The following is a 15314-nucleotide window of genomic DNA, read 5'->3' on the forward strand; positions in this document are numbered from 1 at the left end:
GTCGCCCCGGGGTGCGGGAACCCCATCGGCGGGCGATGCTGTCAACAGAGTTCACCCACAAGCATGGCGGCCCTAGCGGGCGCACGCCCGGTAGTGCTCCCATCGAAGCGATCCCCCGAACGCAGGGAGTGGCCGATGAACGAGCAACAGGCACCCGACACCGAGCTGGCGAAGATCCGCTCGGAGGCGACGAGCTGGCTGGCCAAGATGGCCAAGGCCCAGCACCGTCCCGAGGTCGAGCCCCGCAGGCCTGAGCACGACGCCATGACACCCGCGAAGACGCAGTAGCGCAGCACCCGCAGGACCCCGGGAGCGCCTCGGCTACGGCCGGGGCGCTTCTGCTGTGAAGGCCGCCCACAGCAGGTTGAGCGGGTGATCGGCCGGGTGCTTCGACAGTTCGTCCGTTCGGGCGAAAACGCCGACGAGCCGCTCCAGCGAGTCATCTGCGAGCTCGACGACCCGGAGGCCGCCTCCCTCCCGCAGCTCGTTGTTCGACGCCACCACGCCCAAACCGGACGTCACGATCATGGCTCCCTGGACGAGGTTCGAGCGCAGCAGCGAGATGCCGTACTGGATCTCGTCGATCTCCGCGGCGATGTCGATGCTCTGCCGGTAGTCGGGGCCGAACCAGCCGCGCAGGAACTCCGCGATCAACCCCGCTCCCGGCACCACCAGCGGCAGGGACCGCAGCTGCGGCACCCGCACCCGTTCGCCGACGACCGCGTCCGGCAGGTTCGTCAGCAGCGCCAGGCCGCCGCGCCGCCACTCGATCACGTCGAACTCCGGCCGCTCCCAGCCGGCGCCCGCCCGCGTCACGACGCTGCCGCACACCACGTCGACCTCGCGGGTCTCCAGCTTCGTCCAGATGTCCTTGGTGCGGATGTGCACGACCTTGAGGTCCACGTCGCGCTCGCGGAACTCGTCGGCGACGTGGTGCCACGCCTTCGCGAGCGTGTCCAGCATGTATCGCGTGGTGCCGACGGTGACGGTCGTCCCGAGCTTGCGGCGGCACTCGTGAATTCCGTCGAGCCAGTCCGCGAGCGTCTCCCGCGCCATTTCGACGAGCGACTCACCGGTGGGCGTGAACAGCACGTCCCTTCCGCGTCCCTGCTTCACCACCAGCGGTTCACCGCACAGTTCCCGGAAGTTCCTGTTCAACGTGTCCAGCTGCTTCTGCACGCTCGACTGCTCACGTCCCAGCGCCCGTGCCGCGCGCAGGGCCGACCGGGTCTCGTGCACCGTCAACAGCGTCCTGAGCTGGTCCATCGTGGTGTCCAGGAGAGCGCCGGGCATGTTCAGCAGACGGTGCAGCGAGGTGCTGGTGGGCAGCACCAACTGGGACGAGCCGGACATCGGAACCCTCTCTGGTGTTCTACCGATCAGTTGAACTGAACTTGACCGCAGTTCGCAGACAGATAATCTGCAGATTCTGCCGGTAAATCCCTGGACACTTATCTGGCGGTGTACAAAACTATCTGCGGCGACCACGCGTGGGAGCCGATTCCGGGGGGAATCATTGGGGGGTGGGGGTCCGCCAGGCGCAAGCCGGCGGGCCCCCAAGTATTACCCTCGCTGGTTGTGACGGCTTCCGCTCGCCTGGAATGGGGCACCACCTACCAGGTCACCGTGCTCGAACTCGGACTCGCCTGCTGCGGGGTAGAGGTGATGGCAGCGCTCGACCGCCTCCCCGGCCTCGGCGTGACGCCGGTCGACGGCGCGGGCGAGGCGCACGTGCTCGTCGTCTCCGGCACCGTCACGGACGTCATGTTGCCCGCTGTGCTCCGCAGTTACGAGGCCATGCCGGAACCCAGGTACGTGATCTCCGTGGGCGCCTGCAGCAACACCGGCGGCCCGTACTGGGACTCCTACAGCGTCACCAAGGGCATCGACCAGGCGTTGCCGGTCCACGTCGCCGTCCCCGGCTGCCCGCCACGCCCGGAGGCGCTGCTCGAAGGCCTCAGGGCGCTGCACCGGCTGGTGAACGCGTGACGACCACCCCCAAGACCGCGTTCGGGCAGACGGTCCACCACGTCGAGCTCGCCGACTGGCTCACCACCGCCACCGAACACCACGCCGCGGGCTTCGCGATGTTCGACTGGCTCGGCGTCGAGGACGCGGGCCGGCCCGGTGCCGTCGGCCGGCGCCACGCCGTGTTCCTGCACGTCATCGACCCGAGCACGCGCGAAGGCGTCATGCTGCGCACCGAGGTCGGCCAGGACGACCCGCTGCCGAGCGTCGCCCACCTCTGGCGCGGCGCCGAGTGGCACGAGCGCGAGGCCGCGGAGATGTTCGGCATCGCGCTCACCACGCCCGGCGACCGCCTGCTGCTGCCCGACAGCTTCCAGGGCCACCCGCTGCGCAAGGACTTCGTGCTGGCCTCCAGGGTCGTGCGCCCGTGGCCGGGCCGGCTGGAGCCGGGCGAGGACAACACCAGCGCGCCCAGCCGCCGCCGCACCGCACCGCCCGGAGTGCCGGACCCGTCGTGGGGCCCGCGCCGTGAAGAGGAGAGCACGCCATGACCGGGCCGGAGAACGGCAACAGCCTCCCGCCGCGCACGAGGGGCGTCATCGCGCTGCTGGAGGCCAACTGCACGGTCTGCATGATCTGCGCGCGCGAGTGCCCCGACTGGTGCATCCACATCACGTCGCACACCGAGGTCGAGCAGCAGGCCGGCAGCGCCCGCCCGCGCAGCCGCAACGTGCTCGACCGGTTCGCGATCGACTACGGCCAGTGCCTCTACTGCGGCATCTGCGTCGAGGTCTGCCCGTTCGACGCCCTGCACTGGGCACCGGAGTTCGGCTATCCGGGCACCGGGTCGCTCGACGGCGACGGCGCCGTGGCGGAGCTGGTGCACGAACGGGACGTGCTGGCCACGTGGGTCGACCAGGTGCCACCGCCGCCCGCGCTGGACCCGGCCGCGGAACCGGCGCCGGAGACGGCCACCGGAACCGGGAGGCGACCGGGTTCGTTGAGGGGTAGGACGTGAGGAACCCGGAGGCGCAACCGTGCACAAGCACATCAACGGGTTGAAGACGGCCTTGCTGCTCGGCGGGATGAGCGCGCTGATCATCGTGATCAGCAGCCTGTTCGGCCGCACGGCACTGGTCATCGGCCTGCTGCTGGCCTTGGGCGTGAACGCCTACGCGTACTTCAACTCGGACAAGCTCGCCCTGCGCGCGATGCGGGCCAGGCCCGTGTCGCAGGTGGAGCAGCCGGTCATGTTCGCGATCGTGCGCGAGCTGTCGCAGAAGGCCAAGCAGCCGATGCCGCGGCTCTACCTGAGCCCGACGGTGGCACCGAACGCGTTCGCGACCGGCCGCAACCCGCGCAACGCCGCCGTCTGCTGCACGACCGGCATCCTGGAGCTGCTCGACGAACGCGAGCTGCGCGCGGTGCTGGGCCACGAGCTCGCCCACGTGTACAACCGCGACATCCTGATCAGCTGCGTCGCCGGCGCGCTGGCGGGCGTGATCACCATGCTCGCGAACCTGGCCCTGTTCGCCGGGATCTTCGGCGGCGGCGACGGTGACGACGACGGCCCCGGCCCGCTCGGCCTGCTGCTGATCGCGCTGCTCGGCCCGGTCGCCGCGACCGTCGTGCAGCTGGCCGTGAGCCGGTCCCGCGAGTTCCAGGCCGACCAGTCCGGCGCGGAGCTCACCGGCGACCCGCTGGCACTGGCGAGCGCCCTGCGCAAGATCGATCTCGGGACGCGGGCGGCGCCGCTCGCGCCGGAGCCGGAGGTGGTGTCGCAGAGCCACCTGATGATCGCGAACCCCTTCCGGCCGGGGGAGCAGTTCGCGCGGTGGTTCTCGTCCCACCCGCCGATCGCCGACCGCGTCCGCAGGCTCGAGGAGATGGCGCGGCGCTAGCGCGAGGTCTGCGCCACGGCCATCAGGTACTCGCCGTAGCCCGACTTGCCGAGCTTCTCGCCGAGCGCGTAGCACTCCTGCGCGGAGATGAAGCCCATGCGCAGCGCGATCTCCTCGGGACACGCGATGCGCACGCCCGTGCGGTGCTCCAGCACCTGCACGAACTGCCCGGCCTCCAGCATCGAGTCGTGCGTGCCGGTGTCGAGCCACGCGAACCCGCGGCTGAGCTCCACCAGCTGCGCCCGCCCCTCGCGCAGGTAGCGCAGGTTGACGTCGGTGATCTCCAGCTCGCCCCGCGCCGACGGCTTGAGGTTCGCCGCGATGTCGAGCACACCGTTGTCGTAGAAGTAGAGCCCGGTGATCGCCCGGTTCGACTTCGGGTGCCGGGGCTTCTCCTCGATGGAGATGAGCCGCCCGAACGCGTCGACCTCGCCCACGCCGTACCGCTCGGGGTCCTTCACCTGGTACCCGAACAGCACACAGCCGTCCAAAGAGGACGCGTGCTGCTGCAGGGTGGTGGAGAAGCCCTGGCCGTAGAAGATGTTGTCGCCCAGCACCAGCGCCACGTCGTCGTTCCCGACGAAGTCCGCGCCGATGACGAACGCCTCGGCCAGCCCGTTCGGCGCCGCCTGCTCGGCGTACTCGAAGCGCATGCCCCACTGCGACCCGTCGCCCAGCAACCGCCGGAACAGCGGCAGGTCGACCGGCGTGGAGATGATCAGCACCTCCCGGATGCCGGCCAGCATCAGCACCGACAGCGGGTAGTAGATCATCGGCTTGTCGTAGACCGGCAGCAGCTGCTTCGAGACGGCCTGCGTGATCGGGTGCAGGCGCGTCCCGCTGCCACCGGCGAGGACGATGCCCTTCACCGGTAGTTGGTGAACTGGAGCGCGATGCCGAAGTCCGAGCCCTTCAACAGGGCGATGACGTCCTGCAGGTGGTCCTTCTTCTTGCCGGACACGCGCAGCTGGTCGCCCTGGATCTGCGCCTGCACGCCCTTGGGCGCCTCGTCGCGGATCTTCTTGGCGATCTCCTTGGCCTTCTCCGACGAGATGCCCTGCACGAGGTTCCCCGTGACCTTGAACACCTTCCCGGAGATCGCCGGCTCGCCCACCTCGAACGCCTTCATCGAGATGTTGCGCTTGACCAGCTTCTCCTGGAAGACGTCGATGGCCGCCTTGCAGCGCTCCTCGGTCTCGGAGGTGAAGGTGATCGCCTCCTCGCCGGCCCAGGCCACCGTGGTGCCGGTGCCCCGGAAGTCGAAGCGCGTGCTCAGCTCCTTGGCCGCCTGGTTGAGCGCGTTGTCGACCTCCTGCCGGTCCACCTTGCTCACCACGTCGAACGACGGGTCCGCCACGACTTCACTCCTCAACGATCTCGGGGTCTTCGTGCTGCACCGATGCTACTGGGGGACCCCGATTTGAGGCCGCCCGACGGGGTTATGTATTGTTCCCACCGCACCGTTACGACGGTGTGGGGCGGGTTGCCCGAGCGGCCAATGGGAGCGGACTGTAAATCCGTCGCGAAAGCTACAGAGGTTCGAATCCTCTACCCGCCACATCGGCGGAAAGGTCCCTGTGACCAGCGCAAGCTGGCCACAGGGACCTTTCTGTTGTGTCCGGCTGTGTCCGGTCGGTTCCGGCGTTCTCCGAGTGGCTGTACCGAGGACGTACCGAAGTTATGCGGCGGTCGGCCCGCCTAGCGCTGCCTGGACGCGCTGCCTCGCCGTCTCCTCTCCTCCGTCGATGCACTTGGCGTACGTCCGCAGTAAGACGTTCAGGCTGTGCCCTGCCCATGCGGCTACCCGGGGTGCCTCGACACCCGCGTTCAGCCACATGGACACACAGGCGTGACGCAGGTCATACGGCCTCTTGGCTAGCGGCGACGCAGCCACCGCAGGGGTGAACGCAGCTTCGCGTGCCAACGCCCATGTGCGGCCGTAGGTGGAGCTGCCGATGCGGCCACCGCGCTCAGCAACGAACAGACGGCCACCTGGCGCGGTGCCGAACTCATCGAGGTGCGCATGCAGGATGAGAGCCAGTTCGGGGGAGCAGGGCACCGGACGGCCCTCCGTGTCCTCACGGTGCTTCAGCCCGCGTTCCTCGTCGCGTTCTCCGCTGTCCGTCCACTGAGGGCCAACTTCCGGTGCGGCACCGTCGAGGTGGATCTCTCCCCACTCGCGCACTTCCCAGCGGCTAAGCGGCTCGTTCCACTCGCGCGGCGGTAGCGCTAAGTGGTCACGCCGGACGTTGCTCACCTCCTCCGGCCGCAGCCCAGCGAAGTACATGAGCGCGAAGAATGCGACGAGCTTTCGGCCAGTTCGTCCACTGTTCGGCACCTCGCGCAGAACCGTGCGGAACTGAATCGGGTTGGCAACCGAACGTCGGTCGACCTGGTGAACCACGGTCTTGCGCTTCTTCAACTTCACCTCGGTGAGCGGGTTGCCGGCAAGAGCCTTCCTTTCGACGGCATAGTCGAGCGCACTGCCGAACGTCGTGCGACGCAGCCGAATCGTGTCTGGCGCGGCGCGCTTGCCGTCGAGCTTCTTCTCATATTGCATGGTGACTTGCCGCAGAACCTCCGGCTTGGCGAGGTCAGAAACCAGTCTCGTGTTCCGCGAGAGCCAATCCAGCGCCATTGCGATGTCGCTCGGCTGCGTCACTGACCGCTGATTGGCGTTGAGCGCGACACGGAGCGCCCTGCGCAGCACCGAGTGTTCCGGCCTCCCCCGATCGGTCGTGAGCATTGCCTCCGTTATCGGGGCCAAAGCGTCGGCGATGGATTTGCGGTGAGTCGGCGCAGCGTCCGGCCATTTCATGTCGACGAACGAGCACACGAGTTCGAACCACGACATCGCGGTTGTGTCCTTGCGCAGCATTGAGACCGGTAGGCCGGTTTCCACGCAGAACGCTTCACCCTTGTTGGCGGCGGTCAGCAACTCGGCACGAACGCTGCTGGCGAGCGCGTCGGTCTTGAACGGCTTCTTGAACCGCTGGCCTGCCACCGACCACTGAACCCAATGCGTGGTCGTGCGCTTGCCCTTGTACACGTCGATCACGTAGATGCGTACGTCATAGCTTGTCGTCGTCATGCTGCCACCTCGCAAGAGCCGTACCAGGATTCGACGTCCGCGCGGTTGAACCGCAATTGGCCGTTCGGCAACTTGGCGTGGCGCGGCGCAAGACCCTTTGCTAGCCACTCGTAAAGGGTCGAGCGCGACACCTTGAATTCTTTGCAGAACTCGGTAACCGTCAGCAGTTCGCGTCGACTCATGGCTATTCCCCCTCCGAATTCACGGTCGCCTTCTCCGCGGGCAGGTAGCGCGCCCATGCGTCGCCCAACCCGTGAGCGCCGTCGATGACGTAGCCCTTGAACGTCTTGGCACCGTTCTTGAAAGCGGTGACTTTGACGCCGTAGGCGCTGAGTTCCGTGGCCAATTGGCGGGCGTTGATCGGCCTGCCATAGAAGTCGCCCCACGGCGCTTCTTCCATGCTGTGCAGGACAGCGAGGATTTCCACCGTGCTCATGCGGGTCACGCCGCGGTCGGCGAACACGGTGCGGAGGTCGGACAGCAGCCGGATTCGGTCGGATGTGGGGTTGGTTTGAGCGGCGGTGACGAAGTGCACGCATGCGGCACGTGCGGTCTTCGGCCAGTGCCCGCCGGCCATGTCCGCGATTGCGAGCAGCGGTTCCCAGATTTCGGCTGCGCGGTCGGTGACGCCTTCGGGCATGTCCGGGTAGGCGGCACCAACGCGTTCGCCGACGACCTCCATCCACGTCGCCAGAGCGTCACGGACCGGGGCGGACTGTTCCTCCACCTTTCGTTCGCGGAACGCCTCGACTCGTTCGTCGGGGCGTCGCCGGCGCATGTGGACGGTGATGGCGCGCGTGGTGATGGTGTCGGGCATGTTTCCTGCGATGCCTGCCAGTGCGGCGGGGGCGTAGACCGGGAACCGTTCGATCACCATGTTTCCGGCGTCGCCCTTACAGCGCGCCACGGTGGCGGAGCGCTTGTAACCAGCGTTGACCAGCGCGCGGAGGTCTTCGTTGCCGCCACCTTTGTTGTCGAAGATGGCGTCAACCTCGTCAAACAGGATGGTGATCGGTCCGGCGCCGACCATGCGGAACAACGCGGCCGGGGTGGCGGAGAACGTCATTTCCGGCGTGCGGACCAGGTGGCGGGCGACCTCCAGAACGCGGGTCTTGCCCGAGCCGGGTTCCGCGCTGGACAGCACGACGCGCGGGGTGATGTAGAAGTGTTCGGCGGCCCAGGTGTGGGCGTACCAGAGCGCGAGCATGGGCGCACAGTGCTCGTCGGGGAAGGCGTTGAACCGCGACAGGAACGCCTGCACCGCGTCCAGAACCTCAGCGCCGTTGTGGGTCGTGGTCATGCGGAGGTCTCCTGACTGTTCGTGTGCGCCGGGGACTTCATGCCGCGGTTCGGGTGTGGTGGGCGCCGGTGAGGATGAGTCGGCCGATGTGTTCGGCGACGTCGGGGACGACGGCGTTGCCGAGGGTTCGGCGGCGGTCCACTCCGGTGGGAACCCCATAAGCCACTCCGACAGGGCGGGGTTGACCGGTCCACGGCCTTCCCGGTTGCGCACTGCGTCGGCGAGGTTCCACCTGTGGCGTTTGCGGTCGAGCACTCCGCCCCGTTGCGAGTCGGAGGCCCGTGGCGTGGGCCAGTCCGAACAGCCGTCGCCGCACGTGTGGGGCACCCACTGCACAAGCGGTGGCCCACCCCACGCGGTGGTGGTAGCCGAGTCGGACAAGGTCGGCGTGGACGATGTCGAGTCCTCGGTGGAGCAGACCGGACACGTTCTCCCACACGACCCAGTCGGGCTGGAGGTTGTCGATGACGTCGGCCATTGCGGGCCAGAGCCATCGGGGGTCGTCGGGTCCGAGCTTGAGTCCGGCGGAGCTGGCCGGTTGGCAGGGGAAGCCGCCGATGACGGCGTGAACGGGGGGACGTGACCGGGAGTGCCACCAGTTGATGGTGGTGTGGACGTCGTCATGGCGGGGCACCTCCGGCCAGTGTCGTTCGAGGATCGAGCGGGCGTAGGGGTCGGCCTCGACCTGGCCGACCACGGTCATGCCGGCGCGTTCGAAGCCCAGTTCGAGGCCGCCGATGCCGGAGAACAGCGAGAGAACGTTCATGCCGCCACCCCTGATGGCTGGTCGGAGGCGAGGATCAGGCGGCCGATGTGTTCGGCGACTTGGGGAACGACGGCGTTGCCGAGTGCTCGGATTGGGTCTCGCACCAGGTGGGCGGGAATCCCATCAGCCAGGCGAGCCACGTCGGGTTCGGTCGGCCACCCAGGACGGTTGGAAGCTGGTCGGTCCGGCCGACGCCTTTCCAGTCCCTTGCCACGGGGGTGGGCCACAAGGAACACGCGCTGTCGTGGATGTGGTGCACCCAGCGAGCACGCTGAGAGCACACTCCATTCCGCATCGAACCCGAGGTCGGCCAAGTCTCCGAGGATGCGTCCGAAGGCATCCCAGTCGTGAAGGAGAGCTGCGACGTTCTCCACGAGGACGTAGCGGGGTCCCACCACCTCGACCACGTCGCGCATCCACGGCCACGCCCACCGTTCGTCGGCCGTCCCGAGCTGGAGTCCGGCGCGGGAGAAGGGCTGACAGGGGGGTCCTCCAGCCACAACGTCAACTGCTGGCCGGATTGCCCTGGTCCACCACTCGCTGGCGGTGCGGACGTCGTCATGGCGCGGAACCTCCGGGAAGTGCTGGGTCAAAATCTGTTGGCAGTACGGGTCGATCTCGACCTGGCCGACCACGGTCATGCCGGCGCGTTGCAAACCGAGTTCGAGGCCTCCGATGCCGGAGAACAGCGACAGGACGTTCATGCCGCGCCCCGATCGGTGAACAGCCCTGCCGTGCTGGCCGCGGCCTGTTCGGTCGGTGCGGTGCGGGGACGTGACGCGCCGGCGCGCAGCCCGTTGGCGATGGTGCGCAGCACTTCCTGCTCGGTGCACCCACACCGGTCCGTGACCATGTGCAGTGCCGCGTTGAACAACTCGGCCTCTGCTGTAGCCGAGGGGAGCAGTCCACCGGCTACGAGCTGCCCGAGGGCGACGGAGGCCACGAACAACGTCCGCGTGTGCGCCCCTGACTGCGCCGCTGCGACCCTGTTGCGCTCACCCTGGACCGCGGCCGAAACGTAGGCGGGCAACCGCTCAGAACGGCTCACGATGGGCGCTGTACGGGCCGCTGGAGGCCTGGGAGCGAGGCAGCGAACCAACCACACCGGAAGGGGCATGGGAGGCGCGTCCGTGATGAGCCGGTATCGCCCCTCCGGAGTGGTCGAACCGGGGCCGACGACGTAGCCGCCGTGCGCGCGAGTGTCGACTTTCCAGCCCAACCCGTTGCCGTGGTCGCCTTCGGTGTTGCGCAGCTCCACAGTGGATGGTGCCTGGAAGTAGAAGTGCGTTCCGCCGCGGGCGGTACCCACCGTCATGGTGTCCCAGGGAATGTCTTCGCCGGCATCCCTGCACAGGGACCGGAAGACGTCGTGGCCGTCGACGATCCCCGCCCGGTTCCAGCGTCGTGGAGGTACGTCGTCACGCGACTTGCGGGTGTCGAGGTCGATGACCACGAGGTTGCTCGGTCCGGTGGCGATGCCGATGTTGAACGGCGCGACCGACCAGCAGGCGGTGATCCGGTCGGGGTCGGTGGTGGCGCGCTGCTCCCACCCGAGGTGCCCGTTGCGGCACACCCCGGTACGTGGGCATGGGCGGCGGGGCGAGTTTCCGTGCAGGGCGGGCACCTTGGTGCCTGCTCGCAGCGGGAAGACGTGCATCCCCAGGCGGGCGTAGTGCAGCGCGTGCGTCAGCATGTTGGGCTCAGCCATGACAGGTCTCCGAGGTGTGAAGGAGAAGGCAGGGGAGCGGGGCGGTCACGTCCCCTGCCTGAGCTGGGTGAACGGATGTCACTTCATGCGCTTGCCGTTGATCCAGATGCCGTCTGGTCCGAAGTGGACGTCGCCGCTGATCGGCCCGTCGACCTGGACTCCGTGGTTGCCGCCGTGGGCGATGTTGGTCACGTCCCCGCCGTGAGCAGGGCGGGTGTGGTGGTCGACCGGGTGGCCGTTGATGCGGGTGATGCGGCCATCGACGACGTCGATCTGTGCTCCGCGGCCGGGGGTGGTGGGGATGTTGTGCCGGCGGATCAGCTCGTCTGCCTGCGCGCTGAGGTCGGCGGCCTGCGCACTTACGCGGCGCGCGTACTCCGTTGCCCGCTGGTAGTCGGACGCCCTGCTGTCGGCGCGCCGGCGGTTGTCCTTCGGGCTGTCACCGGTCTGGACGTTGGTGGGGCCGTGGAACGTGTACTGGCTGCGTCGGCCCTGCTCGTCGGTAGTGCCGTAGCTCCAGGGCTGCGACGTGCTGCGCTGGTCGCGGTGTTCCTGGTGCGGCTGGGTGAACTGGTGCTCGTTGCCGGTGTTGACGTTGGCCGGACCGTGGAAGGTGTAGGTCACGTCCCCACCGGCACCTGCGCCCGGACCGCCGCGGTGGTGGTGCTGCCCGCCGTAGATGACTCCGGCCTGGACACCGACACGGCTGTTGCCGGTGGCGATGTTGGTGATGTCGCCGTAGTCGGCTGCTCCGCTCTGGACAGTCGAGCCGGTCACGTCCCCGCGCTGACCAGCGTCGCGGTCCGGACCGCGGTGACGGTCGGTCTGGACGTCGCCGTGGATGACCCCTGCCTGGATGCCGACCTGGCTGTTGCCGTCGGCGATGTTGGTGATACTTCGCCGTCGCGGGCCGTTGCCCTCCGAGGTGGGCGGGGTGTCGTCGGCGGGCGGTGGTGGGGTCACGTCCCCTTCTGAGCTGGACGAACTGCGCTTGCGCTGTTTCTGCTCACGCATCTCGGTGAGGGTGTCGCGCACGGCGTCGTCGATCTCGAACTTGCCGCAGTCGCCCAGGCTTTCGTGGCGCTTGTTGCGGACCCGCTGGCGGAGCAGGTCGTCCAGCAGGCCCGTGGTGCGCTGGTCGCCGGCGGCGACCTTCTCGCACAGGTCGAGCAGCGGTTGCATCTCCCGTTCGGGTTCCTGGCGGACGATCGGGACGGCGTGCAGCTTGCGCACCAGCTCACGCAGGGGTTCGGGCGTGCCCTCGGGGACCTCGGGGACGGGGGTGTCCGGGCCGTCCATGTTGCGGATGGCGGTGGAGAGGCACAGCTTGGCGCGGCTGCCCTCGGGAAGCCGGTCGCGCAGCTCCTTGAGGTCGTTCACGGCCTGCTGGGCGGTGGTCTTGCGGCGCACGACGTCGGTGGCGAGTCGTCCCACGACGTTGGCCAGCGGTTCGCCATCGACCTCCATGCGGGCGTCGGCGCCCATGTACTTGACCGCGGTCCCGATCGGGCCGTCGTCGTGGTAGTGCACCGGGCTGTTGTCGAGGATGCTGCCCCAGGTGTTCTCGATCAGCGGCGCGGCAGAGGCCTCACCGGTGACCGGGGCCGGTGTCTTCTTCGGGGCGGTCACGTCCCCGCTCTGACCCGAGGGTTCAGTGCTGTCGTTATGGCACATGTGGTTCTCCTTGGCCGCGGCGATGGCGGCGTTGGCCTGGTCAAGGCGCTGCTGGGCGGCGACGATGGCCTCCGGCTCACCGGCGGCCGTGGCGTGGCGCAGCGCCTGCTTGGCGCGGGAGCGCTGCTTGCGGGCGGTCTGGGTGGCGCGGCTGCTGGCAGTGCTGCCCGTGCAGCGGCGTCCTCCTGCTCGGCACATGTCACGTCCCCTTGCTGAGCAGCGGATATCAGCCGACGTGCTTGCGGTGGCGGCGCACGGCGTTGAGGACACGACGGCCGGCGCGCAGCGTGAGGCCTTCGCCGCCGCAGCGCGGGCAGAGCTTGATGCCGCCGAACCCGCCGGTGCGTCGGCCGATGCCCTTGCAGGCACCGCACTTGCGGAACGGGAAGGCCCAGCACGCCAGGGCGTAGACCAGGGCGAACGTGGCCAGCAGCAGCCACGCGGTACCGCGGACGCCCGGTGCGATGTCACTGACAGCGACGACGATCAGTCCGAGAATGGTGAGGCGGAGGAAGGTCTTCGGGGTCATCGAAGTGGCCTCTCAGGGCTGTTTGTGGGTGCGCGAGACCGAGCCCCCTAGGTGCTAGGGCGCTGATCAGCGGGTATGCGGGTGTCTAGGGGAGGCTCTAGGTCTAGAGGGGCTTGGCTCTAGACCTAGAGCCGTGCGCGGTCTACTTCCGCGACTTCTTCCCGTCACGCTCGGTGAGTGCCTGTGTGAGGGTGGAGCGTTCGACGCCCATCCGGTTGGCACCCTTGCCCGTCTCCGGGTCGGTACCCCACACCTGTTTGGTGGTGATGCCGAACGGCTTGAGCGCCCCGGCCAGCGTGGTGGCCTTGGCCGCGCCGGTCGGCAACGCGCCCCACTCGCCGTAGACCGCGGGCCGCAGTTCGGCCAGCGCGTCCACAAGGGACTCCGACCAGCGCTTCTCGTTGGCACCGAACACGTTCAGGAGGTCGGGCAGCAGCGTGTTGGCCGCCTCGACGTCCTCGACCTGGGCGTCGACGCCGGCGGCGTAGCCGGACAGGCTGCCCGACTCGACCCGCCACGCCCGTGCCCGTGCGGCGATGGCCTTCGCGCTGGGTGCGTCGATGTAGACGCCCTTCACGGTCTGCGTCTCGTCACCGACACCCTTGAGCAGGCCGATTCCCTTGTCGCCAAAGGAGAACTGCGTGGCGCGCTCACCGTTCTTGTAGGACGAGGTGCCCAGCACCATGTCGTTGGCGATCTGCCCGGTGACCTTGAGGCAGAACCGCAGGATGGCGTTGTCGCTGATCGCCATCGGGATGGACTTCGAGTCCGGGCGCTGCGTCGCGAGGATGATGACGATCCCGGTTGCGGGTCCGCGTTTGACCAGGTCGGTGACGATCTCCTCGAACTCGGCGCCGTGCTCGGGGTGCTCGAACATCACCTGGCACTCGTCCACCCCGACCACGACCGGGTGCAGACCCAGGGCCTTCTTGTCCGCCAAGGGGGACGTGACCTTGTTCTCGGGGCACAGGTCCGGCGGGAGTTCGCGGATCACCTTGGTGCGGCGGCGCATCTCGTCGCGCAGCTCCCGCAGGCTGGTGAGCGCGTAGCCGATGTCCTCCGGGTCGTCGCCGGCGCGGTAGCGGTGCGCCACCACCTCCAGCGGCGAGAGGTCACCGGTTCCCTTGAGGTCGAACGCGTACACCGCCGAACGCGGGTCTAGGGCGGCGATGAGCAGCAACTCGCGCAGCGTGAACGTCTTGCCCATCCGCGGGATCGCACCCACGATGCCGGCGACGTACATCAGCACCACGTCGACCCACTTGCCTCGCACGTCCGTGCCGAAGGGCTGGGGCTCGAACAGGTCGATGCGCTTGCCCGTGCGCAGCGGCCACGCGGGCTGGGACGCCTTGCTCATGTCCTTGTCGCCCACCCACAGCACCAGCCGTCCGGGGTGGACCTCTGGCTTGCCCTCCGGCCACACACAGCCCAGCGGCCTGCCCAGACCGGAGGCGAGCTTCTCGCGCTTCTCGATCACGTCCGTGGCGGTGACGCCAGCGGGAAGGTCGAGTTCGGCGCGCCATCCGGGGCCGTCGCGGGTGATGGGTGCGGTGAAGCCGATGGCGTGCGGGTTCTTGGCCAGCGCGCTGGTGATACCGGAGATCCCGAGCACGGACAGCGCCTTCTCCACCGTGTCCGCGGTGAGCTTGGCGACGTGCGCGGCGACCACCGCACGCGAGACCACCGGCTGGTCCGCGGGGGTGCCGAGCTTGCCCAGCAGCGCCACCGCGAGCGTGCCGCACGCCCACAGCACCCACCCTGGTGTCACGTCGGGCAGCAGCATCAGGACGGGCACACCGATGGCGGCGAGGATCACCAGGGTGAGTGCACGCGTCCGTACTCGCACGTTGCGCTGCGCGGACAACCGCAGGTAGGCGGCCGTGTCAGCGTCCCGTGCGGCAGCGGCACGCAGCACGCGCCCTTCCGCGTCCGAGGCCCACCGGCCGGTCGCCGCGGCCAGCAGCAGCGCACCCCGCGGGGACCGTACCGCCAACCGCAGCAGGTACAGCGGGGACCGGGTGGCGTGGTAGCCGGCGGCGTGGGCGTAGTGCCCTGCCACCCACCGGACGGTGTCCCGTGCTTCCTCGACCGATCGCAGGTAGGTGGGGATGATCGGTTCCCGCTTGGCCTCCCGCAGCCGGCGCACCCAGTGCACCGCGTCGCCGCCGGGCTGGTCGACCAGCGTCACTGCACCGGTCACGTCCCTCTCGGAACCGGGGGCGTCGTCGTCGACCAGCTCACCCTCGATCACCGCGGCGTCATCGGCCGGGACGGGGTGCAGGGCGGTCACGGTGGCGGGGCGCTCGAACTCGTCACGGTCCTCGGGACCGGTCGCGCCGGTCAGCGTCGTGATGGTCATCGCTGCACCTCCGCAAGA

General features: G+C 68.6%; 17 protein-coding genes and 1 tRNA gene. 6 read left to right on the top strand and 12 right to left on the bottom strand.

Annotated features, from left to right (window positions below; all coding sequences use genetic code 11):
• The first annotated feature begins 135 nt into the window (after positions 1-135).
• Positions 136-288 (top strand): hypothetical protein, encoded by a 153-nt coding sequence (locus ACZ7CF_RS17085; RefSeq protein WP_470369975.1) that lies wholly within the window; start codon positions 136-138, stop codon positions 286-288.
• A 33-nt stretch (positions 289-321) separates the two neighbouring features.
• Here the strand turns inward: ACZ7CF_RS17085 and ACZ7CF_RS17090 are convergent, their stop codons facing one another.
• Positions 322-1353 carry a LysR family transcriptional regulator gene (locus ACZ7CF_RS17090; RefSeq protein WP_360401825.1) on the bottom strand — a complete coding sequence of 344 codons (1032 nt, stop codon included), beginning with the start codon at positions 1351-1353 and terminating at the stop codon, positions 322-324.
• Positions 1354-1578: 225 nt separating this feature from the next.
• Between ACZ7CF_RS17090 and ACZ7CF_RS17095 the strand changes: the two genes are divergently transcribed.
• From ACZ7CF_RS17095 to htpX, 4 genes are read left to right on the top strand one after another with little or no spacing between them, the layout of a single operon-like run.
• A complete protein-coding gene (locus ACZ7CF_RS17095; RefSeq protein WP_360401828.1) occupies positions 1579-1989 on the top strand; it encodes an NADH-quinone oxidoreductase subunit B in 411 nt (136 codons plus the stop codon).
• Positions 1986-2519 carry an NADH-quinone oxidoreductase subunit C gene (locus ACZ7CF_RS17100; RefSeq protein ID WP_470369976.1) on the top strand — a complete coding sequence of 178 codons (534 nt, stop codon included), beginning with the start codon at positions 1986-1988 and terminating at the stop codon, positions 2517-2519. Before ACZ7CF_RS17095 ends, ACZ7CF_RS17100 begins: the two co-directional genes overlap by 4 nt.
• Positions 2516-2986: a 4Fe-4S binding protein gene (locus ACZ7CF_RS17105; RefSeq protein WP_360401834.1), complete on the top strand. Its 471-nt coding sequence runs from the start codon at positions 2516-2518 to the stop codon at positions 2984-2986. The genes ACZ7CF_RS17100 and ACZ7CF_RS17105 overlap by 4 nt, the downstream gene beginning before the upstream one ends.
• A 19-nt stretch (positions 2987-3005) precedes the next feature.
• Positions 3006-3869, top strand: a complete 864-nt coding sequence (gene htpX / locus ACZ7CF_RS17110) for a zinc metalloprotease HtpX (RefSeq protein WP_360401837.1) — start codon at positions 3006-3008, stop codon at positions 3867-3869.
• Here the strand turns inward: htpX and rfbA are convergent.
• Both rfbA and ACZ7CF_RS17120 read right to left on the bottom strand, forming a co-directional pair.
• Positions 3866-4738 (bottom strand): glucose-1-phosphate thymidylyltransferase RfbA, encoded by an 873-nt coding sequence (gene rfbA, locus ACZ7CF_RS17115; RefSeq protein ID WP_360401840.1) that lies wholly within the window; start codon positions 4736-4738, stop codon positions 3866-3868. The genes htpX and rfbA overlap by 4 nt on opposite strands.
• Positions 4735-5226, bottom strand: coding sequence for a YajQ family cyclic di-GMP-binding protein (locus ACZ7CF_RS17120; RefSeq protein ID WP_065915931.1), 492 nt, complete (start codon positions 5224-5226; stop codon positions 4735-4737). Before ACZ7CF_RS17120 ends, rfbA begins: the two co-directional genes overlap by 4 nt.
• A gap of 120 nt (positions 5227-5346) precedes the next feature.
• Here ACZ7CF_RS17120 and ACZ7CF_RS17125 point away from each other — a divergent pair.
• Positions 5347-5427, top strand: a tRNA-Tyr gene (locus ACZ7CF_RS17125).
• A gap of 120 nt (positions 5428-5547) precedes the next feature.
• Here the strand turns inward: ACZ7CF_RS17125 and ACZ7CF_RS17130 are convergent.
• From ACZ7CF_RS17130 to ACZ7CF_RS17170, 9 genes are all read right to left on the bottom strand, one after another.
• A complete protein-coding gene (locus ACZ7CF_RS17130; RefSeq protein WP_470369977.1) occupies positions 5548-6960 on the bottom strand; it encodes a tyrosine-type recombinase/integrase in 1413 nt (470 codons plus the stop codon).
• Positions 6957-7142, bottom strand: coding sequence for a helix-turn-helix transcriptional regulator (locus ACZ7CF_RS17135; protein WP_470369978.1), 186 nt, complete (start codon positions 7140-7142; stop codon positions 6957-6959). Before ACZ7CF_RS17135 ends, ACZ7CF_RS17130 begins: the two co-directional genes overlap by 4 nt.
• Positions 7143-7144: 2 nt before the next feature.
• Complete coding sequence (locus ACZ7CF_RS17140; RefSeq protein ID WP_470369979.1) at positions 7145-8260, bottom strand: DUF3631 domain-containing protein; 1116 nt, start codon at positions 8258-8260, stop codon at positions 7145-7147.
• A 37-nt stretch (positions 8261-8297) separates the two neighbouring features.
• The gene (locus ACZ7CF_RS17145) at positions 8298-9026 is read right to left on the bottom strand and encodes a DNA cytosine methyltransferase (protein WP_470369980.1); all 729 of its coding nucleotides are present in this window, start codon (positions 9024-9026) and stop codon (positions 8298-8300) included.
• Positions 9023-9730 (bottom strand): DNA cytosine methyltransferase, encoded by a 708-nt coding sequence (locus ACZ7CF_RS17150; RefSeq protein WP_470369981.1) that lies wholly within the window; start codon positions 9728-9730, stop codon positions 9023-9025. Before ACZ7CF_RS17150 ends, ACZ7CF_RS17145 begins: the two co-directional genes overlap by 4 nt.
• Positions 9727-10734, bottom strand: a complete 1008-nt coding sequence (locus ACZ7CF_RS17155; RefSeq protein WP_470369982.1) for a bifunctional DNA primase/polymerase — start codon at positions 10732-10734, stop codon at positions 9727-9729. The genes ACZ7CF_RS17150 and ACZ7CF_RS17155 overlap by 4 nt, the downstream gene beginning before the upstream one ends.
• Before the next feature lie 78 nt (positions 10735-10812).
• Complete coding sequence (locus tag ACZ7CF_RS17160) at positions 10813-12606, bottom strand: hypothetical protein (RefSeq protein WP_470369983.1); 1794 nt, start codon at positions 12604-12606, stop codon at positions 10813-10815.
• 28 nt (positions 12607-12634) lie between these two features.
• Positions 12635-12937 carry a hypothetical protein gene (locus ACZ7CF_RS17165; RefSeq protein ID WP_470369984.1) on the bottom strand — a complete coding sequence of 101 codons (303 nt, stop codon included), beginning with the start codon at positions 12935-12937 and terminating at the stop codon, positions 12635-12637.
• 142 nt (positions 12938-13079) lie between these two features.
• Positions 13080-15296: a P-loop NTPase family protein gene (locus tag ACZ7CF_RS17170; RefSeq protein WP_470370000.1), complete on the bottom strand. Its 2217-nt coding sequence runs from the start codon at positions 15294-15296 to the stop codon at positions 13080-13082.
• Positions 15297-15314: the final 18 nt, after the last annotated feature.

Source organism: Lentzea sp. NPDC036955, from assembly GCF_055608005.1.

What these genes read in the sequence shown, in the direction of transcription:
- ACZ7CF_RS17085 (WP_470369975.1), top strand. Translation starts at nt 136, where the DNA reads ATGAACGAGCAACAGGCACCCGACACCGAGCTGGCGAAGATCCGCTCG.
- ACZ7CF_RS17105 (WP_360401834.1), top strand. Translation starts at nt 2,516, where the DNA reads ATGACCGGGCCGGAGAACGGCAACAGCCTCCCGCCGCGCACGAGGGGC.
- ACZ7CF_RS17150 (WP_470369981.1), bottom strand. Translation starts at nt 9,730, where the DNA reads ATGAACGTCCTGTCGCTGTTCTCCGGCATCGGAGGCCTCGAACTCGGT.
- ACZ7CF_RS17090 (WP_360401825.1), bottom strand. Translation starts at nt 1,353, where the DNA reads ATGTCCGGCTCGTCCCAGTTGGTGCTGCCCACCAGCACCTCGCTGCAC.
- ACZ7CF_RS17165 (WP_470369984.1), bottom strand. Translation starts at nt 12,937, where the DNA reads ATGACCCCGAAGACCTTCCTCCGCCTCACCATTCTCGGACTGATCGTC.
- ACZ7CF_RS17155 (WP_470369982.1), bottom strand. Translation starts at nt 10,734, where the DNA reads ATGGCTGAGCCCAACATGCTGACGCACGCGCTGCACTACGCCCGCCTG.
- ACZ7CF_RS17145 (WP_470369980.1), bottom strand. Translation starts at nt 9,026, where the DNA reads ATGAACGTTCTCTCGCTGTTCTCCGGCATCGGCGGCCTCGAACTGGGC.
- ACZ7CF_RS17160 (WP_470369983.1), bottom strand. Translation starts at nt 12,606, where the DNA reads ATGTGCCGAGCAGGAGGACGCCGCTGCACGGGCAGCACTGCCAGCAGC.
- ACZ7CF_RS17130 (WP_470369977.1), bottom strand. Translation starts at nt 6,960, where the DNA reads ATGACGACGACAAGCTATGACGTACGCATCTACGTGATCGACGTGTAC.
- ACZ7CF_RS17135 (WP_470369978.1), bottom strand. Translation starts at nt 7,142, where the DNA reads ATGAGTCGACGCGAACTGCTGACGGTTACCGAGTTCTGCAAAGAATTC.
- ACZ7CF_RS17140 (WP_470369979.1), bottom strand. Translation starts at nt 8,260, where the DNA reads ATGACCACGACCCACAACGGCGCTGAGGTTCTGGACGCGGTGCAGGCG.
- ACZ7CF_RS17170 (WP_470370000.1), bottom strand. Translation starts at nt 15,296, where the DNA reads ATGACCATCACGACGCTGACCGGCGCGACCGGTCCCGAGGACCGTGAC.